Here is a 16,036-nt window from a genome sequence, read left to right on the forward strand (position 1 = left end):
TAAACTTTGATGCAGGTTAAATTGGGGAAATGGCTCGGGGTTGAGAATCGAGCCCATCGCCAAGCCAGTAGCGGCTTTGGCGCCATCGTGTCAGGATAGCCAAGGAAATACGCGCCTTCGCGGCACCGCCACCCGGTCCACCAAGCCCTACCGCGGTCCGCCGGCCCTCCGCAACACCGGTACCCATTACCTGCCCCAGCCCCGAAGCAACGAATGTTCAAAAAAATTATTTATGACCTGGCCATCCTCGGCGCCGTCATCGCCCTCGGCGGCCTCGGCTACACCCTGGCCCCCCTGCTCACCCCCAAGACCGACCTGGCAGCCCCCCTCTCGGACTGCGACCTGAACCGGGGTCCCTGCCGGGCGGCCCTGCCCGGAGGCGGCGAAGTGGAATTCAGCATCAGCCCCCGCCCGGTCCCGGCCCTCAAGCCCCTGACCCTGAGCGCCCGGGTCAGCGGCATCCCGGCCAGCCAGGTGGAGGTGGATTTTGCCGGGGTGGACATGAAGATGGGCTATAACCGCCCCCTGCTGGCCGCCGCCAAGGAAGCCGGCACCTTTGTCGGGCAGGGCAACCTGCCCGTCTGCATCACCGGCACCATGATCTGGCAGGCCACCGTACTGGTCGGCAGCGGCGGCAAGAATATCGCCGTCCCCTTCCGCTTCGAGTCGGCCGCCCCGGAAGGCCACTGAAAGACACCATGCGCCTCATTGCCCTGCTCACCATCCTGGCCCTGGCCATCCCGGGCCTGCCCGGCTGTTCCCGCGACACCCCGCCAGCCCCCGGCGGCCTGACCCTGGCCGCCCCGCCCAGCGGCGGCGATTTCAGCCTGGACAGCGCTGACGGCCGTATTGCCACCCAGAACTTCCGCGGTCAGGTGGTCGCCCTCTATTTCGGCTACACCTACTGCCCGGACGTCTGTCCCACCTCCCTGGCGGCCCTCGGCAGCGCCCTGGAAAAGCTGACGCCGGCGGAACTGGCCCAGGTCCAGCCCCTGTTCATCTCCGTGGACCCGGAGCGGGACAGCGTGGCCCGCCTCAAGGACTACGCCGTCTTTTTCCACCCCAAGCTCAAGGGCCTGACCGGCACCCCGGCGGAAATCGCCGCCATTGCCCACGCCTACGGCGCCAGCTACAGCCGGCAGGAGGTCAAATCGGAAGGCGGCTATGTGGTGGACCACTCCTCTTTCGTCTACCTGCTGGCTCCCGACGGCCGCCTGGCCGCCTCCCTGCCCCACGGCACGACGCCGGAAGACATGGCCGCCGCCATGCGGCGCCTGCTGCCCCACCCCAAGTAACCGACTTCACCCACAGGAGTTCCCCATGCAACTGCACCGCCGCCTCATTTCCGCCGCCCTGGCCTGTTCCGCCCTGTTCGCCCTGCCGGCCCTGGCCGACAGCCCGATCAAGGTGGAAGACCCCTATGTGCGCCTGGTTCCCACCGGCACCCCCAACACCGGCGTCTTCATGGTAATCAAGAACAGCGGCAACGCCGACCGCAAGGTACTGAAGGCCGAGAGCCCCGTCTCCAAGGTGGTGGAACTGCACAACCACATCAACGACAACGGCGTCATGCGCATGCGCCCGGTGGCCGACATCGAGGTCAAGGCCAAGGGCGAGGCCGTACTGCAGCCCGGCAGCCTGCACGTCATGCTGATCGGCCTCAAGCAGGACCTGAAGGAAGGCGACGTGGTACCCATCACCCTGAAGCTGGACGACGGTTCCTCCACCAAGATCGAAGCCCCGGTACGCAAGATCCAGGTTCCCGCCGCCAAGCCGGAAGACATGGGCCAGCACAACCACGGCGCCATGAAGCACTGAGCCTGTCCGGACGCAGCAAAGCAAAGGGACTCCCGCGGGAGTCCCTTTTTGCTGGCCGGCGCCTTCAGAACTGGCTGAAGTTGCGCCCCATGACGTGTTCGTCGGTGCGGTACTTGTCCAGTTGCTGGGTGCGCTCGAAATACAGGGGCGGATCGGGCACCTGCATGACGCCGCAGGTGCCGACGGGCATCCAGCGCAGGCGCAGGGCCCGGGCCGCATGTTCGATGGAAATCTCCACGCTTTCCGAAATGCCCAGTTCCAGGCGTAGGAATTCCAGCATGTTGCGGCGGGTGCCGTCGTCAAAGCGGACGAAATCCTCCCAGGTGTGGGGCACCCAGGGCGTATCGTAGGTCAGGCAGAGCAGGCTGTGCCCCCGGTAGGAACGCAGGCGGCAACCGTCGGCACAGCAGGTGCAGGCAAAACGCAGTTCCAGCGCCTTGACCAAGCCATCCATATCCATGCCCGTCTCCTTTCGCCCATGCCCAGATGCCCACCTGTTTCATAGTGGGAAAAAAGCGGGGCAAGCGCAAGGAGGGATTTTCCCGCCCCCGGCAGAAAAATCCCGACCTCAGGGACGGCCGGGTTCCTCGGTGACGAAGGCGATCTTGGCGATGCCCACCCGCTGGGCGGTGGCCATCACTTCCGCCACCTTCTCGTAGCGGGTGCCGCGGTCGGCCCGCAGGTGCAGTTCCGTTTCCGGCCCGGCCAGGCCCTGCAGGCGGGTGGCCAGGGCTTCGCCGGCCACGACCTCGCCGTTGATGAAGACCTGGCTGTTGCCGTCCAGGGCCAGCTGCACCACCTGGGGTTTCTGCTCCACCTGGGTGGCGCTGACCTTGGGCAGATCCACCGGCACGGCCTGATTGAGCAGGGGCGCGGTGATGATGAAGATCACCAAAAGCACCAGCATCACGTCCACCAGGGGCGTGGTGTTGATTTCGGCCATGGGCTGGGCGCTGCCGCCCTCGTTGAAGGATCCGAAAGCCATGCCGGCGGCCTCAGGCAACCCGCACCAGGCCGCCCTGGGGCACGGTGCTGGAGAGACGCACGCCGGTGGTGAGATAGGCGTGGAGGTCGTGGGCAAAGCCGTCCATCTGGGCCAGCACCAGGCGGTTGGCCCGGGTAAAGGCGTTGTAGGCCAGCACGGCGGGAATGGCGACGAAGAGGCCGGCGGCGGTCATGATCAGGGCCTCGCCGACGGGACCGGCCACCTTGTCCAGCACCACCTGGGAAGAGCCGGAGAGGCCCACCAAAGCGTGGTAGATGCCCCACACCGTGCCGAACAGGCCAATGAAGGGCGCCGTCGAGCCCACCGAAGCGAGGAAGGTGAGACCCTGCTCGATGCGGGCCTGGGCGGTGACGATGCTCTGGCGCAGGCAGCGGGTGACGAATTCACTGGCATTGACGCCGGCGCCGATGCCCCGGGCCGCATGCTGCTCATGGGCCTGGGCGGCGTGGGCGCCGGAGAGGGCCAGGCCGGCCAGGATGCCGCTGGCGTCCTCGCGGCGGATGGCTTCCAGGGCTTCGGGTAGGGAATTGGCCTGCCAGAAGGCGGCCAGGGCCCGGCTCTGGGTGCGGGAAGCGCGCCAGTGGGCGATGAACTTGCCGACGATGACGCACCAGCTGGCCACCGACAGCAGCAGCAGGATCAGGGCGACGGAATGGGAAACCCCATCTCCCTGGGCCCAGAAATGGGAAAGACCGAGTTGGGTGTTCATGGGGACTCCTGCAATGGGTTAGCTGTCGAGAGCGAAAGTGATGGGAACGATGACAGAAGCCGCCACGGCCTCGTCGCCGCGCCGGGCGGGGACGAAACGCCAGCGCTGGACGGCCTCCCGGGCGGCGCTGTCGAGGCGGGAATAGCCGCTGCCGGTCTGGATATCCACCTGCTCCGCCGTGCCCTGGGGCGTCACCCGCACCTTGAGCAGGACCTTGCCTTCCTCGCCGAAACGGCGGGACATGGGGGGGTAAACAGGTTTCGGGTTGTGCAGGTAGTCCGCATCGAAACGGGCCGGCACCAGGGCGGGTGCCGCCGCAATGGTGCTGCTGGCGGGACGGCTGGGCGGTGCTTCGGGAGCGGCGAAGTCGCTGCTGACGGCCGCCGCCGGCGTTGCGGCCAGTATCGGCGCCGGCGTCTTCGCCAGCGGCACGGGGGCCGGGGCCTTGGGCTGCCGTGGCCGCTCGACCTTGGGCGGCATCGGCTGGGGCGGCGCCACCTCGGGCTGGGGCCTGGCAGCAGGCGCGGCGTCGATGAGGCGCACGCTCATCGGCTGGGGCACCATGGCGCTGACCACGGCACTACCGGAATGCAGGGCGTAGGCCAGACCGCCCCCATGGAGGGCCAGCACCAGCAGGAAGATCGAGCCCCGGCGCCCCCGGGAGAGGGAGGGCCATGGACTGGGCAATGAAGCAGACAGAAAACGATCCTTTTCGGGCCGCGAGGGGCCCCGCAGCGGCATCCCGACGAGGGCTCGCGGGACTGCCGGAAACGCCGTCGCCAGGGCGGCCATGCCGGCTTTGGCGAGAGGGTGGCGAACCCCGTAATTCTAGGGTTCAACGGTCGCCAAGGGGATGCGACCAAAGGTCGCAGGGGCGGCCGGAAAAGGGCGCCAGTCTTAGCGCAGGGAGAGTATCCAGCGCACCAGGGCCTGCAGGTCGGCATCGCCGACCCGCTTGTTGGGCGACATGAAATCGTCGCCCCAGACGCCGCTGCCGCCTTCCCTCACCTTCACCAGCAGGCGGGCCTCGGCTTCCGGGTCGTCCCGGTAGCGGCGCCCCACCTCGCGCCAGGCCGGGCCCCGCACCTTGACGTCCACCTCGTGGCAATTGAGGCAGCGGTGCCGCTCGGCCAGTTCGAGCATGGCGGCATCCCGCTTCTTGTCCGCGGCCTGGGCCGGTACGGCGACCACGCCGAGCAGGGCGGCGCAGAGCAGGGTTCGGGTCGTCAGCGACATCCTCATCTCCTTCGACAAAAGGCGTGCACCATGAAAAAACCGGGGGCCGCAGCCCCCGGTCATTAGACAACGATTCCGGCAATAACGCTTAGTACACGTCGTGCTGGGTGTTGTGGATGTTGAACTTGCCGGTGGGCGTGACCAGCTTGGGATCCTTGATCACGGTCTTGAACTTGCGGGTCTTGTCGTCCAGCACCACGATGGCGGAAGGCTCGGTCTTGTTGCCCGTCCAAACGGAGAACCAGACTTCGTCACCCTTCTCGTTGTACTCGGCATGCACCACCCGCTTCACGCCCTTGGTTTCCGGCAGGCCGGCCATCTTGGCGACGTTGATCACCTCAGGCTTGGCATCCGGGTTGCCCAGCTGGTCGATGCTGTAGACAGTGACGGATTCGGCCGCATCCTTCTCCGGCATCAGCGGGGCATCGGCCCACAGGTTGTTGGACTTGGGATGGGTCTTGACGAACAGGGAACCGGAACCGTGGTTCTTCAGCTCGGCCACGACCTTCCAGGCGTACTGGGGATGCTTCTCCGGATCGGTACCGATCAGGCTGATGACGTCGGAACCCAGGTGGGAAGTGGACCACACGGGACCGAACTTCGGATGCACGAAGTTGGCACCGCGGCCGGGGTGGGGCTTCGGCTTGGTATCGACCAGGGCAGCCAGCTTGCCTTCCTTGGTATCGACGACCACCACCTTGTTGGAGGCGTTGGCAGCGACGAGGAAGTAACGCTTGGTGGCATCCCAACCGCCGTCATGCAGGAACTTGGCGGTTTCGATGGTGGTTTCCTTCAGGTTCTTCACGTCGGAGTAGTCCACCAGCTTGACCAGGCCGGATTCCTTCACCGTCACCACCCACTCGGGCTTGATCAGGGAGGAAACGATGGAGGCGACGCGGGGCTCCTGGTGATACTCGCCATCCACGGTGATGCCGCGGGTGGAGACGTTCTTCAGGGGCTCCAGGGTCATGCCGTCCAGGATGGTGTACTGGGGCGGCCAGTAGGAACCGACGATGGCGTACTTGTCTTCCCAGCCCTTGAACTTGGAGGTATCGACGGAACGGGCTTCCAGGCCGGCCTTCAGGGTGGCGACGATGGTGGGCTTCTCGAACCACATGTCGATCAGGTCCAGACGGCCGTCGCGGCCGATCACATAGACGTAGCGACCGGAAGCGGAAGTGCGGGAAATGTGCACGGCGTAGCCGGTCTTGACGATGCCCCAGATCTTCTTGGTGTCGCCGTCGATCAGTGCCACTTCGCCGGAGTCACGCAGGGTGGTGGAGAAGACGTTCTGCAGATTGATGTTGTTCATCTGCTTGGTGGGGCGCTCGGCCACGGGCACGTGCACCTTCCAGTTGGCCTTCATTTCCTTCATGCCCCACTCGGGCGGCACATCCGGCTGCTGCTGGATGTAGGTGGCCATGTTCTTGATTTCATCCTTGGACAGGATGTCGTCGAAGTTGGGCATGCCGCCTTCGGTACCGTAGGTCAGGATCTTTTCCAGACGGCCCTGGCCGAGCTTCTGGGTGTTCGCCGGCTCCAGGTTCTTGCCGGTGGCGCCCTTGCGCAGCATGCCGTGGCAGCCGGCGCAACGCTCGAAGTAGATCTTGGCGGAAGCCTCTTTGGCTTCCTTGGTCAGGCTCGGCGCGTTGGCTGCGGGTGCAGCGAATGCGGAGCCCATGGCGGCCGCGAGGGCCGTAAAGATAAAGGCACTAACTCCCTTTTTCATGCTTTCCTCTCCTCAATAGGAATTATCAGCAAACCGTTACCCCCGACACAGCATCCGGGGATGGCGAAAGATTGCGCCCGGTGACTTGTCCAAATCCTTGATGCGAATCAACTTCAAAAAGTAGGGATATTCACTAGAGTGGTGCCTAGGCCGAAACACCCCCAAAAGGGATTGAAGGCCGACGGCCAGCCCGGCTATGCTGCCTTTTGCCAAACGAGAAAAAATAATGCTCATGCCCGATCCGAACCGCACCCACCCTGCCCTGCCCGGCACCGTCTATCTCGTCGGCGGCGGCCCTGGCGACCCCGACCTGCTGACGGTACGCGCCGCCCGCCTGATTGCCCAGGCCGACGTGCTGGTCTACGACCACCTCATCGGCGACGGCATTCTGGACCTGGCCCGGCCCGACGCCGAGATCATCTACGCCGGCAAGGAAGCCTCGAAACACACCCTGCCCCAGGACGACATCAACCACCTGCTGGTGCAGCTGGCCCAGAAATACCGCTGCGTGGTCCGCCTCAAGGGCGGCGACCCCTTCATTTTCGGCCGCGGCGGCGAGGAGCTGGAGATCCTGGCCCGCCACGGCGTGCCCTTCCAGGTGGTGCCCGGCGTCACCGCGGCGGCTGGCTGCGCCGCTTACGCCGGCTTCCCCCTGACCCACCGGGACCACGCCCAGGTGCTGGTGTTCGCCACCGGCCACCTGAAGGACGGCACGGTCAATCTGGACTGGCAGGCCCTGGCCCGGCCCAAGCAGACCGTGGTTTTCTACATGGGAATTGCCGGCCTGGGAGAAATCAGCCGGCAGATGATCGCCCACGGCCTGCCGCCACAAACGCCGGCTGGCGTGGTGCAACAGGGCACCACCCGCCAGCAGCGGGTGGTGGTGGCCGATCTGGCCACTCTGGAAGCGAAGGTGCAGGAAGCGGGCATCACCACGCCGGCCCTGATTTTCGTCGGCGGCGTGCTGCAGCTGCAGCCCCAGCTCAGCTGGTTCGAACCCCAGGCTGCAGCCGAGACGGTCTAAGCCGGATCAGCCGGGTCGAAAGAGACAGCCCAGGAGCAGCAGGAAGGAGAACAGCAGCTGCAACTGGGCGGTGCGGCCGAGCAGCAGGTTGTGGCCGGTACCCGGCGTCGCCCGGGCGAAGCGCACCACCAGCAGCAGGGCCGGCGGCAGCGCCAGCAGGGGCAGGCCGGCGGCCAGATGGTGGCCGGAGGCGGCCAGCCAGCCCAGCAAAACGAAGGGCGCCAGCATCAACAGCCCGTATTCCACCCGGCATCCCGTCAGGCCCAGGCGCACCGCCAGGGTCCGCTTGCCGGCCCGGGCATCCCCGGCCCTATCCCGGGTGTTGTTCACCACGATCACCGCCGCCGCGAACAGGCCGGACATGTTGGCCAGGGCCAGGGCGGCCCGGCTGAGGCCGCCGGTCTGCAGGTAGTAGGTGCCGAGCACCGCCCCCAGACCGAAGAACAGCCACACGAAGACCTCGCCGAAAGGCCCGTAGGCAATGGGTTTGGGGCCGCCGGTGTAGGCCCAGCCACAGAACAGGGAAGCCAGGCCGAGCAAGACGATGGGCCAGCCGCCCTGCCCCACCAGATAGATGCCCAGCAGGAAGGCGCCGCCCAGGGCCAGGAAGCCGCCCCGCTTGACCTGGGCGGCGCTGAGCCAGCCCATGGCCGTGGCCCGGGGCGGGCCCAGGCGGTCCGGCGCGTCCGTGCCGCGCTCGAAGTCGCCCACGTCGTTGAGCAGGTTGGTGCCGATCTGGATCAGCAGGGCCGCCGCCAGGGTCACCAGGGCCACCAGCCAGCGCAGCTGGCCCGTTTCCGACCAGGCCAGGGCGCAGGTGGACAGCACCGGGGCCGCCGCCACCGGCAGGGTGCGGGGCCGCAGGGCGAGCCACCAGGCCTGCCCGGGTGTGGGACGGGAGAGGCTGGCGAGTGTGGAAGCGTTCATGGGCAACGGGCGTAAGGGAAAAACAGGCCACAGTCTAACCACAGCGCGGCAAAACGGCGCATGGCCAGATCAAAAGGTGCCGAATTTATCCCGGAACGAAGACTGTGAGAGAATGCGGCCTTTGCAAAAACCGCCCCACGGGGTGGGTGTATTTGGTGCCGGGAGAGGGACTCGAACCCTCACACTGTTACCAGCGGCGGATTTTGAATCCGCTGCGTCTACCGATTCCGCCATCCCGGCCCGGGACGCCCGGCCAGAGCTGGCGGGCACTACTGCGCGAGGGGCGCATTATCACCGATTCACGACGCCCCCACAAGCCGGACGAGGACACCCGCCGCCTGCTCCGGGCACCACCGCCAAAGCCGCAAGACCATGAGCCTTTCCGTCGACCTTTTCGACTTTCCCCTGCCGCCCGAACTGATCGCCCAGCATCCGGCCAGGGAACGCAGCGCCAGCCGCCTGCTGCACGTGGACGGCCCCCACCTGGCCGACCTGCGCTTCACTGACCTGCCCGGCCTGCTGGCCCCCGGCGACCTGCTGGTGTTCAACGATACCCGGGTGATCAAGGCCCGCTTCTTCGGCCAGAAGGACTCCGGCGGCCAGGTGGAAGTGCTGCTGGAGCGCATCGTGGACGAGCGCCACGCCCTGGCCCAGGTGCGGGCCAGCAAGTCGCCCAAGGCCGGTACCCGCATCACCCTGGAAAACGCTTTCAGCCTGGTGTGCAGCGGCCGCCGGGGTGAGTTCTTCGCCCTCGAACTGGAAGGCGAAGGCAATCTGTGGGACCTGGCCGAACAGTACGGCCGCCTGCCCCTGCCGCCCTATATTGAGCATGGGGTGGAAGCGGAGGACGAGGCCCGCTACCAGACCGTCTATGCCCGCCACCCGGGCGCCGTGGCAGCGCCCACCGCCGGGCTGCACTTCGATGAGGCAATGCTGGAGCGGCTCTCCGAGCAGGGTGTCCGCCGAGCCGCGCTGACGCTGCATGTGGGGGCAGGCACCTTCCAGCCGGTGCGCGTGGAAAAGATCGACGAGCACAAGATGCACAGCGAGCGCTTCCACGTGCCGGAAGAAACCGCTGCGGCCATCGCTGCCACCCGGGAACGGGGCGGCAGGGTGGTGGCGGTGGGCACCACCTCCCTGCGCACCCTGGAATCGGCCGCCTGCGGCAACGGCCTGGTACGGGCCGGCAGCGGCGAGACGGACATCTTCATCACCCCGGGCTACCGCTTCCAGGTGGTGGACCGGCTCATCACCAATTTCCACCTGCCCCGCTCCACCCTGCTCATGCTGGTCTCCGCCTTCGCCGGCCTGGACCCCATCCGCGCCGCCTACGCCCACGCGGTGGCAGAAAAATACCGCTTCTTCAGCTACGGCGACGCCATGCTGCTGGAGCGGGAAGACAAGTCATAGCCACAGAGGACACAGAGATCACAGAGTAAAACCAACGCCCCCTTCATCCACCGGGGCAAGACCTACGGTCAACTTCTCTCTGTGTTCTCTGTGCCCTCTGTGGCAAAAATGGTTTTCAGGAATTTAGGAATACGTCCATGCAGTTCGAACTTCTCAAGACCGACGGCCAGGCCCGTCGCGGCACCCTGACCCTGGCCCACGGCACGGTGCAGACCCCGGTGTTCATGCCGGTGGGCACCTACGGCACGGTCAAGGCCATGACGCCCCAGTCCCTGCACGACATCGGCGCCCAGATCTGCCTCGGCAACACCTTCCACCTGTGGCTGCGCCCGGGCCTGGAAGTAATCAAGGCCCACGGCGGCCTGCACGACTTTATGGGCTGGAACAAGCCCATCCTCACCGATTCGGGCGGCTTCCAGGTCTTCTCCCTGGGCGCCCTGCGCAAGATCACCGAGGAAGGAGTGAAGTTCTCCTCCCCCATCGACGGCGCCAAGCTGTTCCTGACGCCGGAAGAGTCCATGCGCATCCAGCACACGCTGAACTCGGACATCGTCATGATCTTCGACGAATGCACGCCCTACCCGGCCACCGTGGACGAGGCGGCCAAGTCCATGCGCCTCTCCCTGCGCTGGGCCCAGCGCTCCATCGACGAGCACCGTCGCCTGGGCAACGGCAACGCCCTCTTCGGCATCGTCCAGGGCGGCATGTACGAGACCCTGCGCGACGAATCCCTGGCCGGCCTGGATGAAATGGGCTTCGACGGCATGGCCATCGGCGGCCTTTCCGTGGGCGAGCCCAAGGAAGACATGGCCCGCATCCTGGCCCACACCGCACCGAAACTGCCCGCCCACAAGCCCCGCTACCTGATGGGCGTTGGCACGCCGGAAGACCTGGTGCATGCGGTGAGCCAGGGCATCGACATGTTCGACTGCGTCATGCCCACCCGCAACGCCCGCAACGGCCACCTGTTCACCCGCTACGGCGACCTCAAGATCAAGAACGCCATCCACCGCCAGGACACCGGCCCCCTGGACCCTTCCTGCGACTGCTACACCTGCCGCAACTTCAGCCGGGCCTACCTGCACCACCTCTTCCGCGCCGGGGAAATCCTCGGCTCCATGCTCAACACCATCCACAACCTGCACTACTACCAGGTGCTGATGGCCGAATTGCGCGCCGCTATTGAAGAAGGGCGCCTGCAGCCCCATATGGAGAACTTCCATCGGGACCGTTCCCGGGGTGCCAGCCCGGCGGCCGGCTAAAGCCGCACCGTAGGTCCGCCACCGGGCATCCGCGCCATGGCTCGGTGGTACAATGCCCCGTTCAAATTTCGAAGCAATCAAGGAGTAAAACCGTGCTGATTAGCGCCGCTCACGCCCAGGCCGCAGGCCAGGCTGCCGACCCCACCGGGGGCCTGATGCAATTCCTGCCCATCATCCTGATGTTCGTGGTGTTGTGGTTCCTCATGATCCGCCCCCAGATGAAGAAGGCCAAGGAACACAAGGCCATGGTGGACGCCCTGCAAAAGGGTGACGAAGTGGTCACCCAGGGCGGCATGGTGGGCCGCGTCTCCAAGATCGGCGACGCTTACGTCCATCTGGAAATCGCCCCCAACACCGAAGTCGTGGTGCAGAAACCCGCCATCGGGGTGCTGCTGCCCAAGGGAACCCTGAAGTCCCTGTAAGTCATCCCCGGGGCCGGATTCGTCCGGCCCCTTGCCTTTTTCGGTCCCCCAGGAACCGCCCATGAACCGCTATCCGCTCTGGAAATACATCACCGTCGTCGTCGCACTGGTGATCGGTTTCCTCTACACCCTGCCCAATTTCTTCGGTGAAGCCCCGGCCGTCCAGCTTTCCCCGGCCCGCGCCACCCTGAAGACCGATGCCCAGCTGCTGTCCCGCGTCGAAGCCGCCCTGCAGGGCGCCGGCATCAGCCACGACGGCATCTTCCTCGACAGCAACGGCGTCAAGACCCGCTTCAAGGACACCGACACCCAGCTCAAGGTCAAGGACCTGCTGGAAAAGACCTTCAACCCGAATCCCCAGGACGCCCAGTACGTGGTCGCCCTGAACCTGCTCTCCTCCTCCCCCAAGTGGCTCTCCAACCTGGGCGCCCTGCCCATGTACCTGGGCCTGGACCTGCGGGGCGGCGTGCACTTCCTGCTGCAGGTGGACATGGCCGGCGCGCTGACCAAGCGCCTGGACTCCATGTCGGCCGACCTGCGCACCCTGCTGCGGGACAAGAACCTGCGCCACGCCGGCATCAACCGGGAAGGCAATGCGGTGGTGGTCAAGTTCCGCGACGCCGACACCCGCACCAAGGCCCGCATCGCGCTGGAAGACAACCAGCCCGACCTGACCTTCGTGGACGGCCAGGACGGTTCCGACCTGAAGCTCACCGCCAGCTTGAAGCCCACGGCGGTCAAGCGCATCCAGGACTTCGCCCTGAAGCAGAACATCACCACCCTGCACAACCGGATCAACGAGCTGGGCGTGGCCGAGCCGGTGATCCAGCAGCAGGGCGCCGACCGCATCGTGGTGCAGCTGCCCGGCGTGCAGGACACGGCCAAGGCCAAGGACATCCTGGGCCGCACCGCCACCCTGGAAATCCGCATGGTGGACGACACCCCGGGCGCCCTGGAAGCGGCCATGGCCGGCCAGGCACCCTTCGGCACCGAGCTTTACAGCGAACGGGGCGGCTCGCCCCTGCTGGTGAAGAAGCAGGTGGTGCTGACCGGCGACCGCCTCACCGACGCCCAGCCCGGCTTCGACGGCCAGACCCACGAACCGGCGGTGCACCTGACCCTGGATTCCGCCGGCGCCCGCATCTTCAAGGACATCACCCGGGAGAACGTGGGCAAGCGCATGGCCATCCTGCTCATTGAAAAGGGCAAGGGCGAAGTGGTCACCGCCCCGGTAATCCGCACCGAAATCGGCGGCGGCCGGGTCCAGATCAGCGGCAAGATGAGCACCATGGAAGCCAACGACACCGCCCTGCTTCTGCGGGCCGGTTCCCTGGCGGCGCCCATGGACATCGTCGAAGAGCGCACCATCGGCCCCTCCCTCGGCGCCGACAACATCAGCAAGGGCTTCCACTCCACCCTGTGGGGCTTCCTCGCCATTGCCGCCTTCATGATGTGCTACTACCTCATGTTCGGCCTCATCTCCACCCTGGCCCTGGCGGCCAACCTGATGTTCCTGGTGGCCCTGCTGTCCCTCATGCAGGCCACCCTGACCCTGCCGGGCATCGCCGCCATCGCCCTGACTCTGGGCATGGCCATCGACTCCAACGTGCTGATCAACGAACGGGTGCGGGAAGAACTGCGCAACGGCGCCAGCCCCCAGGCGGCCATCTCTGCCGGTTACGAGCGGGCCTTCGGCACCATCCTGGACTCCAACGTCACCACCCTGATCGCCGGCGTTGCCCTGCTGGCCTTCGGCTCCGGCCCCATCCGGGGCTTCGCCGTGGTGCACTGCCTGGGCATCCTGACCTCCATGTTCAGTTCCGTGGTGGTCTCCCGGGCCCTGGTCAACCTCATCTACGGTCGCCGCAAGAAGCTGGACAAGGTCTCCATCGGCCAGGTCTGGAAGCCCGGCCTGGACAGCGCCAAGTAAGCGCCTAGCAAGGGATACTCATCATGGAATTTTTCAAGATCCGCAAGGACATCCCCTTCATGCGCCATGCGCTGGTGTTCAACGTCATTTCGTTGGTCACCTTCCTCCTGGCCGTGTTCTTCCTCGCCACCCGGGGCCTGCATCTGTCGGTGGAATTCACCGGCGGCACCCTGATCGAGGTCAACTACAGCCAGGCTGCCGACCTGGAGAAGATCCGCGGCGCCCTGGGCAAGTCCGGCTTCTCCGACTACTCGGTGCAGAACTTCGGCTCCTCCCAGGACGTGCTGATCCGTCTGCCCCTGAAGTCCGAGCAGAACACGGCCAAGCTGGGCGAGTCCGTCATGGCCGCCCTCTCCGCCGAGGACGCTTCCGCCTCCCTGCGCCGGGTCGAGTTCGTCGGCCCCCAGGTGGGCAAGGAACTGGCGGAGAACGGCGCCATGGCCCTGCTGGTGGTGATCATCGGCATCGTCATCTACCTGGCCTTCCGCTTCGAATGGCGCTTCTCGGTGTCGGCCATCATCGCCAACCTGCACGACGTCATCATCATCCTGGGCTTCTTCGCCTTCTTCCAGTGGGAATTCTCCCTCTCGGTGCTGGCGGCGGTGCTGGCGGTGCTGGGCTACTCGGTGAACGAATCCGTGGTGGTCTTCGACCGGGTGCGGGAAACCTTCCGCAAGGCCCGCGGCATGACCACGCCCCAGGTGCTGGACCACGCCATCACCAGCACCATCTCCCGCACCATCATCACCCACGGCTCCACCCAGATGATGGTGCTGTCCATGCTGGTGTTCGGCGGCGAGACCCTGCACTACTTCGCCATGGCCCTGACCATCGGCATCCTCTTCGGCATCTACTCCTCGGTGCTGGTGGCCAGCCCCCTGGTGATGTGGCTGGGGGTGTCCCGGGAGCAGTTCATCAAGGCCCCCAAGGCCAAGGACCCCAACGTCAGCGACGACGGCGCCTGCGTCTGAGTCTGGATCAGCAACGGCCGGTTACATTCGGCCACAGCCCCGCCCCTGCGGCAGGGGCTACAATTCGACGGGTCGCCTGCCACCGCGGGCGGCCCGTTTTACTTGCATGAGGGAGAAACACCCATGAGCACGCAGAAAATCAAGGTGTGGGACCTGCCCACCCGCCTCTTCCACTGGCTGCTGGCCGCCCTGGTGCTGGGCGCCGTGGTCACCGGCCAGGTCGGCGGCAACGCCATCTTCGTTCACGGCAAGCTGGGCCTGGCCATCGTCGGCCTGCTGGTGTTCCGCTTGGTGTGGGGCGTGGCCGGTTCCACCTACGCCCGCTTCAGCCAGTTCGTGCCCGGCCCCGGCGCCATCAAGGCCTATCTGCAGGGCCGCTGGCAGGGCCTGGGCCACAATCCCCTGGGCGCCCTCTCCGTGCTGGCCCTGCTGGCCCTGCTGCTGTTCCAGGTGGTATCCGGCCTCTTCGCCAACGACGACATCGCCTTCCGCGGCCCCCTCATGGACCTGGTGGGCAAGGACCTCTCCGACACCCTCTCCGGCCTGCACAAGGGCGCCTTTCCCCTGATCCTGGCCCTGGTGCTGGTGCACGTGGGCGCCATCGTCTTCTACGCCCGGGTGAAGAAGGACAACCTGGTCAAGCCCATGCTCACCGGCTGGAAGGAACTGCCGGCAGCACAGCCCGCCGTGCCCGCCACCGCCCATGCCCAGGGCGGCGGCCTGGTGGCCTTCATCGTCGCCCTGGCCCTGGCGGCCCTGGCCGTCTGGGGCGCGTCCGGCGCCTGGATCGCGCCGCCGCCCCCGCTGCCGGCATCGGCACCGGCCACGCCCAGCTGGTAAGCGTCGAGCCCCCAAAGAAAAGGCCGCCCACGGGCGGCCTTTTCTTTGCCTGCACGCTCCGGACAGGGCGACGCCAGGGCCGCCTGCCGGATGCAAGGACCTCAGTCCTTCATGCGGAACTTGTCGTGGCAGGACTTGCAGGTCTCGCCGGTCTTGCCGAACTGGGCCTTGATGGCGTTCACGTCGCCGCCGGCGGCCACTTCGGCCAGCTTGTTGGCTTCGGCATTGAAGGCGCGGGCGATCTTGCCCACTTCCTCCTGCTGCTGGAAGAACTCGGGCTTGACCCGGGTCTTCTGGCCGCCGGCGTCCTTGTCGGAGCCGGGCACGTAGAGGGCGCCCATGCCGGAGTTGGCGATGGCGGCGATGGTGCGGGCAGCGGCCAGGACCTGGTCCTTGTTGTAGGCAGCCGGGTTGTCGATGGTCTGCTCCTTGATCTTGCCCATGTTCCAGGACATGTAGGAGTAGCCGGCCTTGCGGTACTTGATGGCGTCTTCGGGCTTGACCTGGGCGGAAGCGCCGGCGGCCACGGCCAGGGCGGAAAGGGCGAGCAGGAGCTTGGGCAGTTTCTTCATGGCATTTCTCTCGTGTTGTGGTTTGAATGGAAAGGCTGATGGTGGCACCGCAAGGCGCGGCGCAACGACGGGCAATTATACGACTCAAGGCAATGGCATATCAGCCGGCATTAATGTACGGCACCCACCGGACAAGACCGGAGCAACAGCCTGGAAACGGCCGCAGATGCGGCTGCCAGC

General features: G+C 66.2%; 18 protein-coding genes and 1 tRNA gene. 10 read left to right on the forward strand and 9 right to left on the reverse strand.

What is annotated here, in order from left to right:
- Positions 1-213 precede the first annotated feature (213 nt).
- The 3 genes from AC1RTA_RS03330 to AC1RTA_RS03340 are packed head-to-tail and all read left to right on the forward strand — an operon-like array spanning position 214 to position 1,818.
- Positions 214-690, forward strand: a complete 477-nt coding sequence (locus AC1RTA_RS03330) for a hypothetical protein (RefSeq protein ID WP_492783949.1) — start codon at positions 214-216, stop codon at positions 688-690.
- Positions 691-698: 8 nt separating this feature from the next.
- A complete protein-coding gene (locus tag AC1RTA_RS03335; protein WP_205231022.1) occupies positions 699-1,295 on the forward strand; it encodes an SCO family protein in 597 nt (198 codons plus the stop codon).
- Between the two features lie 25 nt (positions 1,296-1,320).
- Positions 1,321-1,818, forward strand: coding sequence for a copper chaperone PCu(A)C (locus AC1RTA_RS03340; RefSeq protein ID WP_492783950.1), 498 nt, complete (start codon positions 1,321-1,323; stop codon positions 1,816-1,818).
- A 64-nt stretch (positions 1,819-1,882) separates the two neighbouring features.
- Here AC1RTA_RS03340 and AC1RTA_RS03345 read toward each other — a convergent pair whose 3' ends face one another.
- The 6 genes from AC1RTA_RS03345 to AC1RTA_RS03370 form a co-directional block, all read right to left on the reverse strand.
- Positions 1,883-2,278, reverse strand: a complete 396-nt coding sequence (locus tag AC1RTA_RS03345; RefSeq protein WP_014238324.1) for a hypothetical protein — start codon at positions 2,276-2,278, stop codon at positions 1,883-1,885.
- 108 nt (positions 2,279-2,386) lie between these two features.
- Complete coding sequence (locus tag AC1RTA_RS03350; protein WP_130458927.1) at positions 2,387-2,803, reverse strand: ExbD/TolR family protein; 417 nt, start codon at positions 2,801-2,803, stop codon at positions 2,387-2,389.
- Positions 2,804-2,813: 10 nt separating this feature from the next.
- Positions 2,814-3,533 (reverse strand): MotA/TolQ/ExbB proton channel family protein, encoded by a 720-nt coding sequence (locus AC1RTA_RS03355; protein ID WP_492783951.1) that lies wholly within the window; start codon positions 3,531-3,533, stop codon positions 2,814-2,816.
- Positions 3,534-3,551: 18 nt separating this feature from the next.
- Complete coding sequence (locus AC1RTA_RS03360; protein ID WP_492783952.1) at positions 3,552-4,220, reverse strand: energy transducer TonB; 669 nt, start codon at positions 4,218-4,220, stop codon at positions 3,552-3,554.
- Positions 4,221-4,430: 210 nt separating this feature from the next.
- Positions 4,431-4,769 carry a c-type cytochrome gene (locus AC1RTA_RS03365; RefSeq protein WP_492783953.1) on the reverse strand — a complete coding sequence of 113 codons (339 nt, stop codon included), beginning with the start codon at positions 4,767-4,769 and terminating at the stop codon, positions 4,431-4,433.
- Between the two features lie 88 nt (positions 4,770-4,857).
- On the reverse strand, positions 4,858-6,450 hold the full coding sequence (locus AC1RTA_RS03370; protein ID WP_235832414.1) for a nitrite reductase: 1,593 nt from the start codon (positions 6,448-6,450) through the stop codon (positions 4,858-4,860).
- A 274-nt stretch (positions 6,451-6,724) separates the two neighbouring features.
- Here AC1RTA_RS03370 and cobA point away from each other — a divergent pair, with 274 nt between their 5' ends.
- A complete protein-coding gene (gene cobA, locus AC1RTA_RS03375; RefSeq protein ID WP_014238330.1) occupies positions 6,725-7,522 on the forward strand; it encodes a uroporphyrinogen-III C-methyltransferase in 798 nt (265 codons plus the stop codon).
- A gap of 6 nt (positions 7,523-7,528) precedes the next feature.
- On the opposite strand, the gene AC1RTA_RS03380 is transcribed toward cobA, so the two are convergent.
- The gene (locus AC1RTA_RS03380) at positions 7,529-8,449 is read right to left on the reverse strand and encodes a 1,4-dihydroxy-2-naphthoate polyprenyltransferase (protein ID WP_492783954.1); all 921 of its coding nucleotides are present in this window, start codon (positions 8,447-8,449) and stop codon (positions 7,529-7,531) included.
- Between the two features lie 153 nt (positions 8,450-8,602).
- Positions 8,603-8,689 (reverse strand) — tRNA-Leu (locus AC1RTA_RS03385).
- Positions 8,690-8,821: 132 nt separating this feature from the next.
- On the opposite strand from AC1RTA_RS03385, the gene queA reads away from it, so the two are divergent.
- The 6 genes from queA (at position 8,822) to AC1RTA_RS03415 (ending at position 15,284) form a co-directional block, all read left to right on the forward strand.
- Positions 8,822-9,859, forward strand: a complete 1,038-nt coding sequence (queA, locus tag AC1RTA_RS03390; RefSeq protein WP_492783955.1) for a tRNA preQ1(34) S-adenosylmethionine ribosyltransferase-isomerase QueA — start codon at positions 8,822-8,824, stop codon at positions 9,857-9,859.
- 137 nt (positions 9,860-9,996) lie between these two features.
- Complete coding sequence (gene tgt, locus AC1RTA_RS03395) at positions 9,997-11,121, forward strand: tRNA guanosine(34) transglycosylase Tgt (protein WP_014238333.1); 1,125 nt, start codon at positions 9,997-9,999, stop codon at positions 11,119-11,121.
- 92 nt (positions 11,122-11,213) lie between these two features.
- A complete protein-coding gene (gene yajC / locus AC1RTA_RS03400; RefSeq protein ID WP_014238334.1) occupies positions 11,214-11,543 on the forward strand; it encodes a preprotein translocase subunit YajC in 330 nt (109 codons plus the stop codon).
- Positions 11,544-11,604: 61 nt separating this feature from the next.
- Complete coding sequence (secD, locus tag AC1RTA_RS03405; protein ID WP_492783956.1) at positions 11,605-13,473, forward strand: protein translocase subunit SecD; 1,869 nt, start codon at positions 11,605-11,607, stop codon at positions 13,471-13,473.
- Positions 13,474-13,496: 23 nt separating this feature from the next.
- Positions 13,497-14,444, forward strand: a complete 948-nt coding sequence (secF, locus tag AC1RTA_RS03410) for a protein translocase subunit SecF (protein ID WP_205231018.1) — start codon at positions 13,497-13,499, stop codon at positions 14,442-14,444.
- A gap of 123 nt (positions 14,445-14,567) precedes the next feature.
- The gene (locus tag AC1RTA_RS03415) at positions 14,568-15,284 is read left to right on the forward strand and encodes a cytochrome b/b6 domain-containing protein (protein WP_492783957.1); all 717 of its coding nucleotides are present in this window, start codon (positions 14,568-14,570) and stop codon (positions 15,282-15,284) included.
- Between the two features lie 101 nt (positions 15,285-15,385).
- Here AC1RTA_RS03415 and AC1RTA_RS03420 read toward each other — a convergent pair whose 3' ends face one another.
- The gene (locus AC1RTA_RS03420; protein ID WP_014238338.1) at positions 15,386-15,856 is read right to left on the reverse strand and encodes a c-type cytochrome; all 471 of its coding nucleotides are present in this window, start codon (positions 15,854-15,856) and stop codon (positions 15,386-15,388) included.
- Between the last annotated feature and the right edge of the window lie 180 nt (positions 15,857-16,036).

The organism is Azospira sp. MPR-E4 (genome assembly GCF_058809645.1).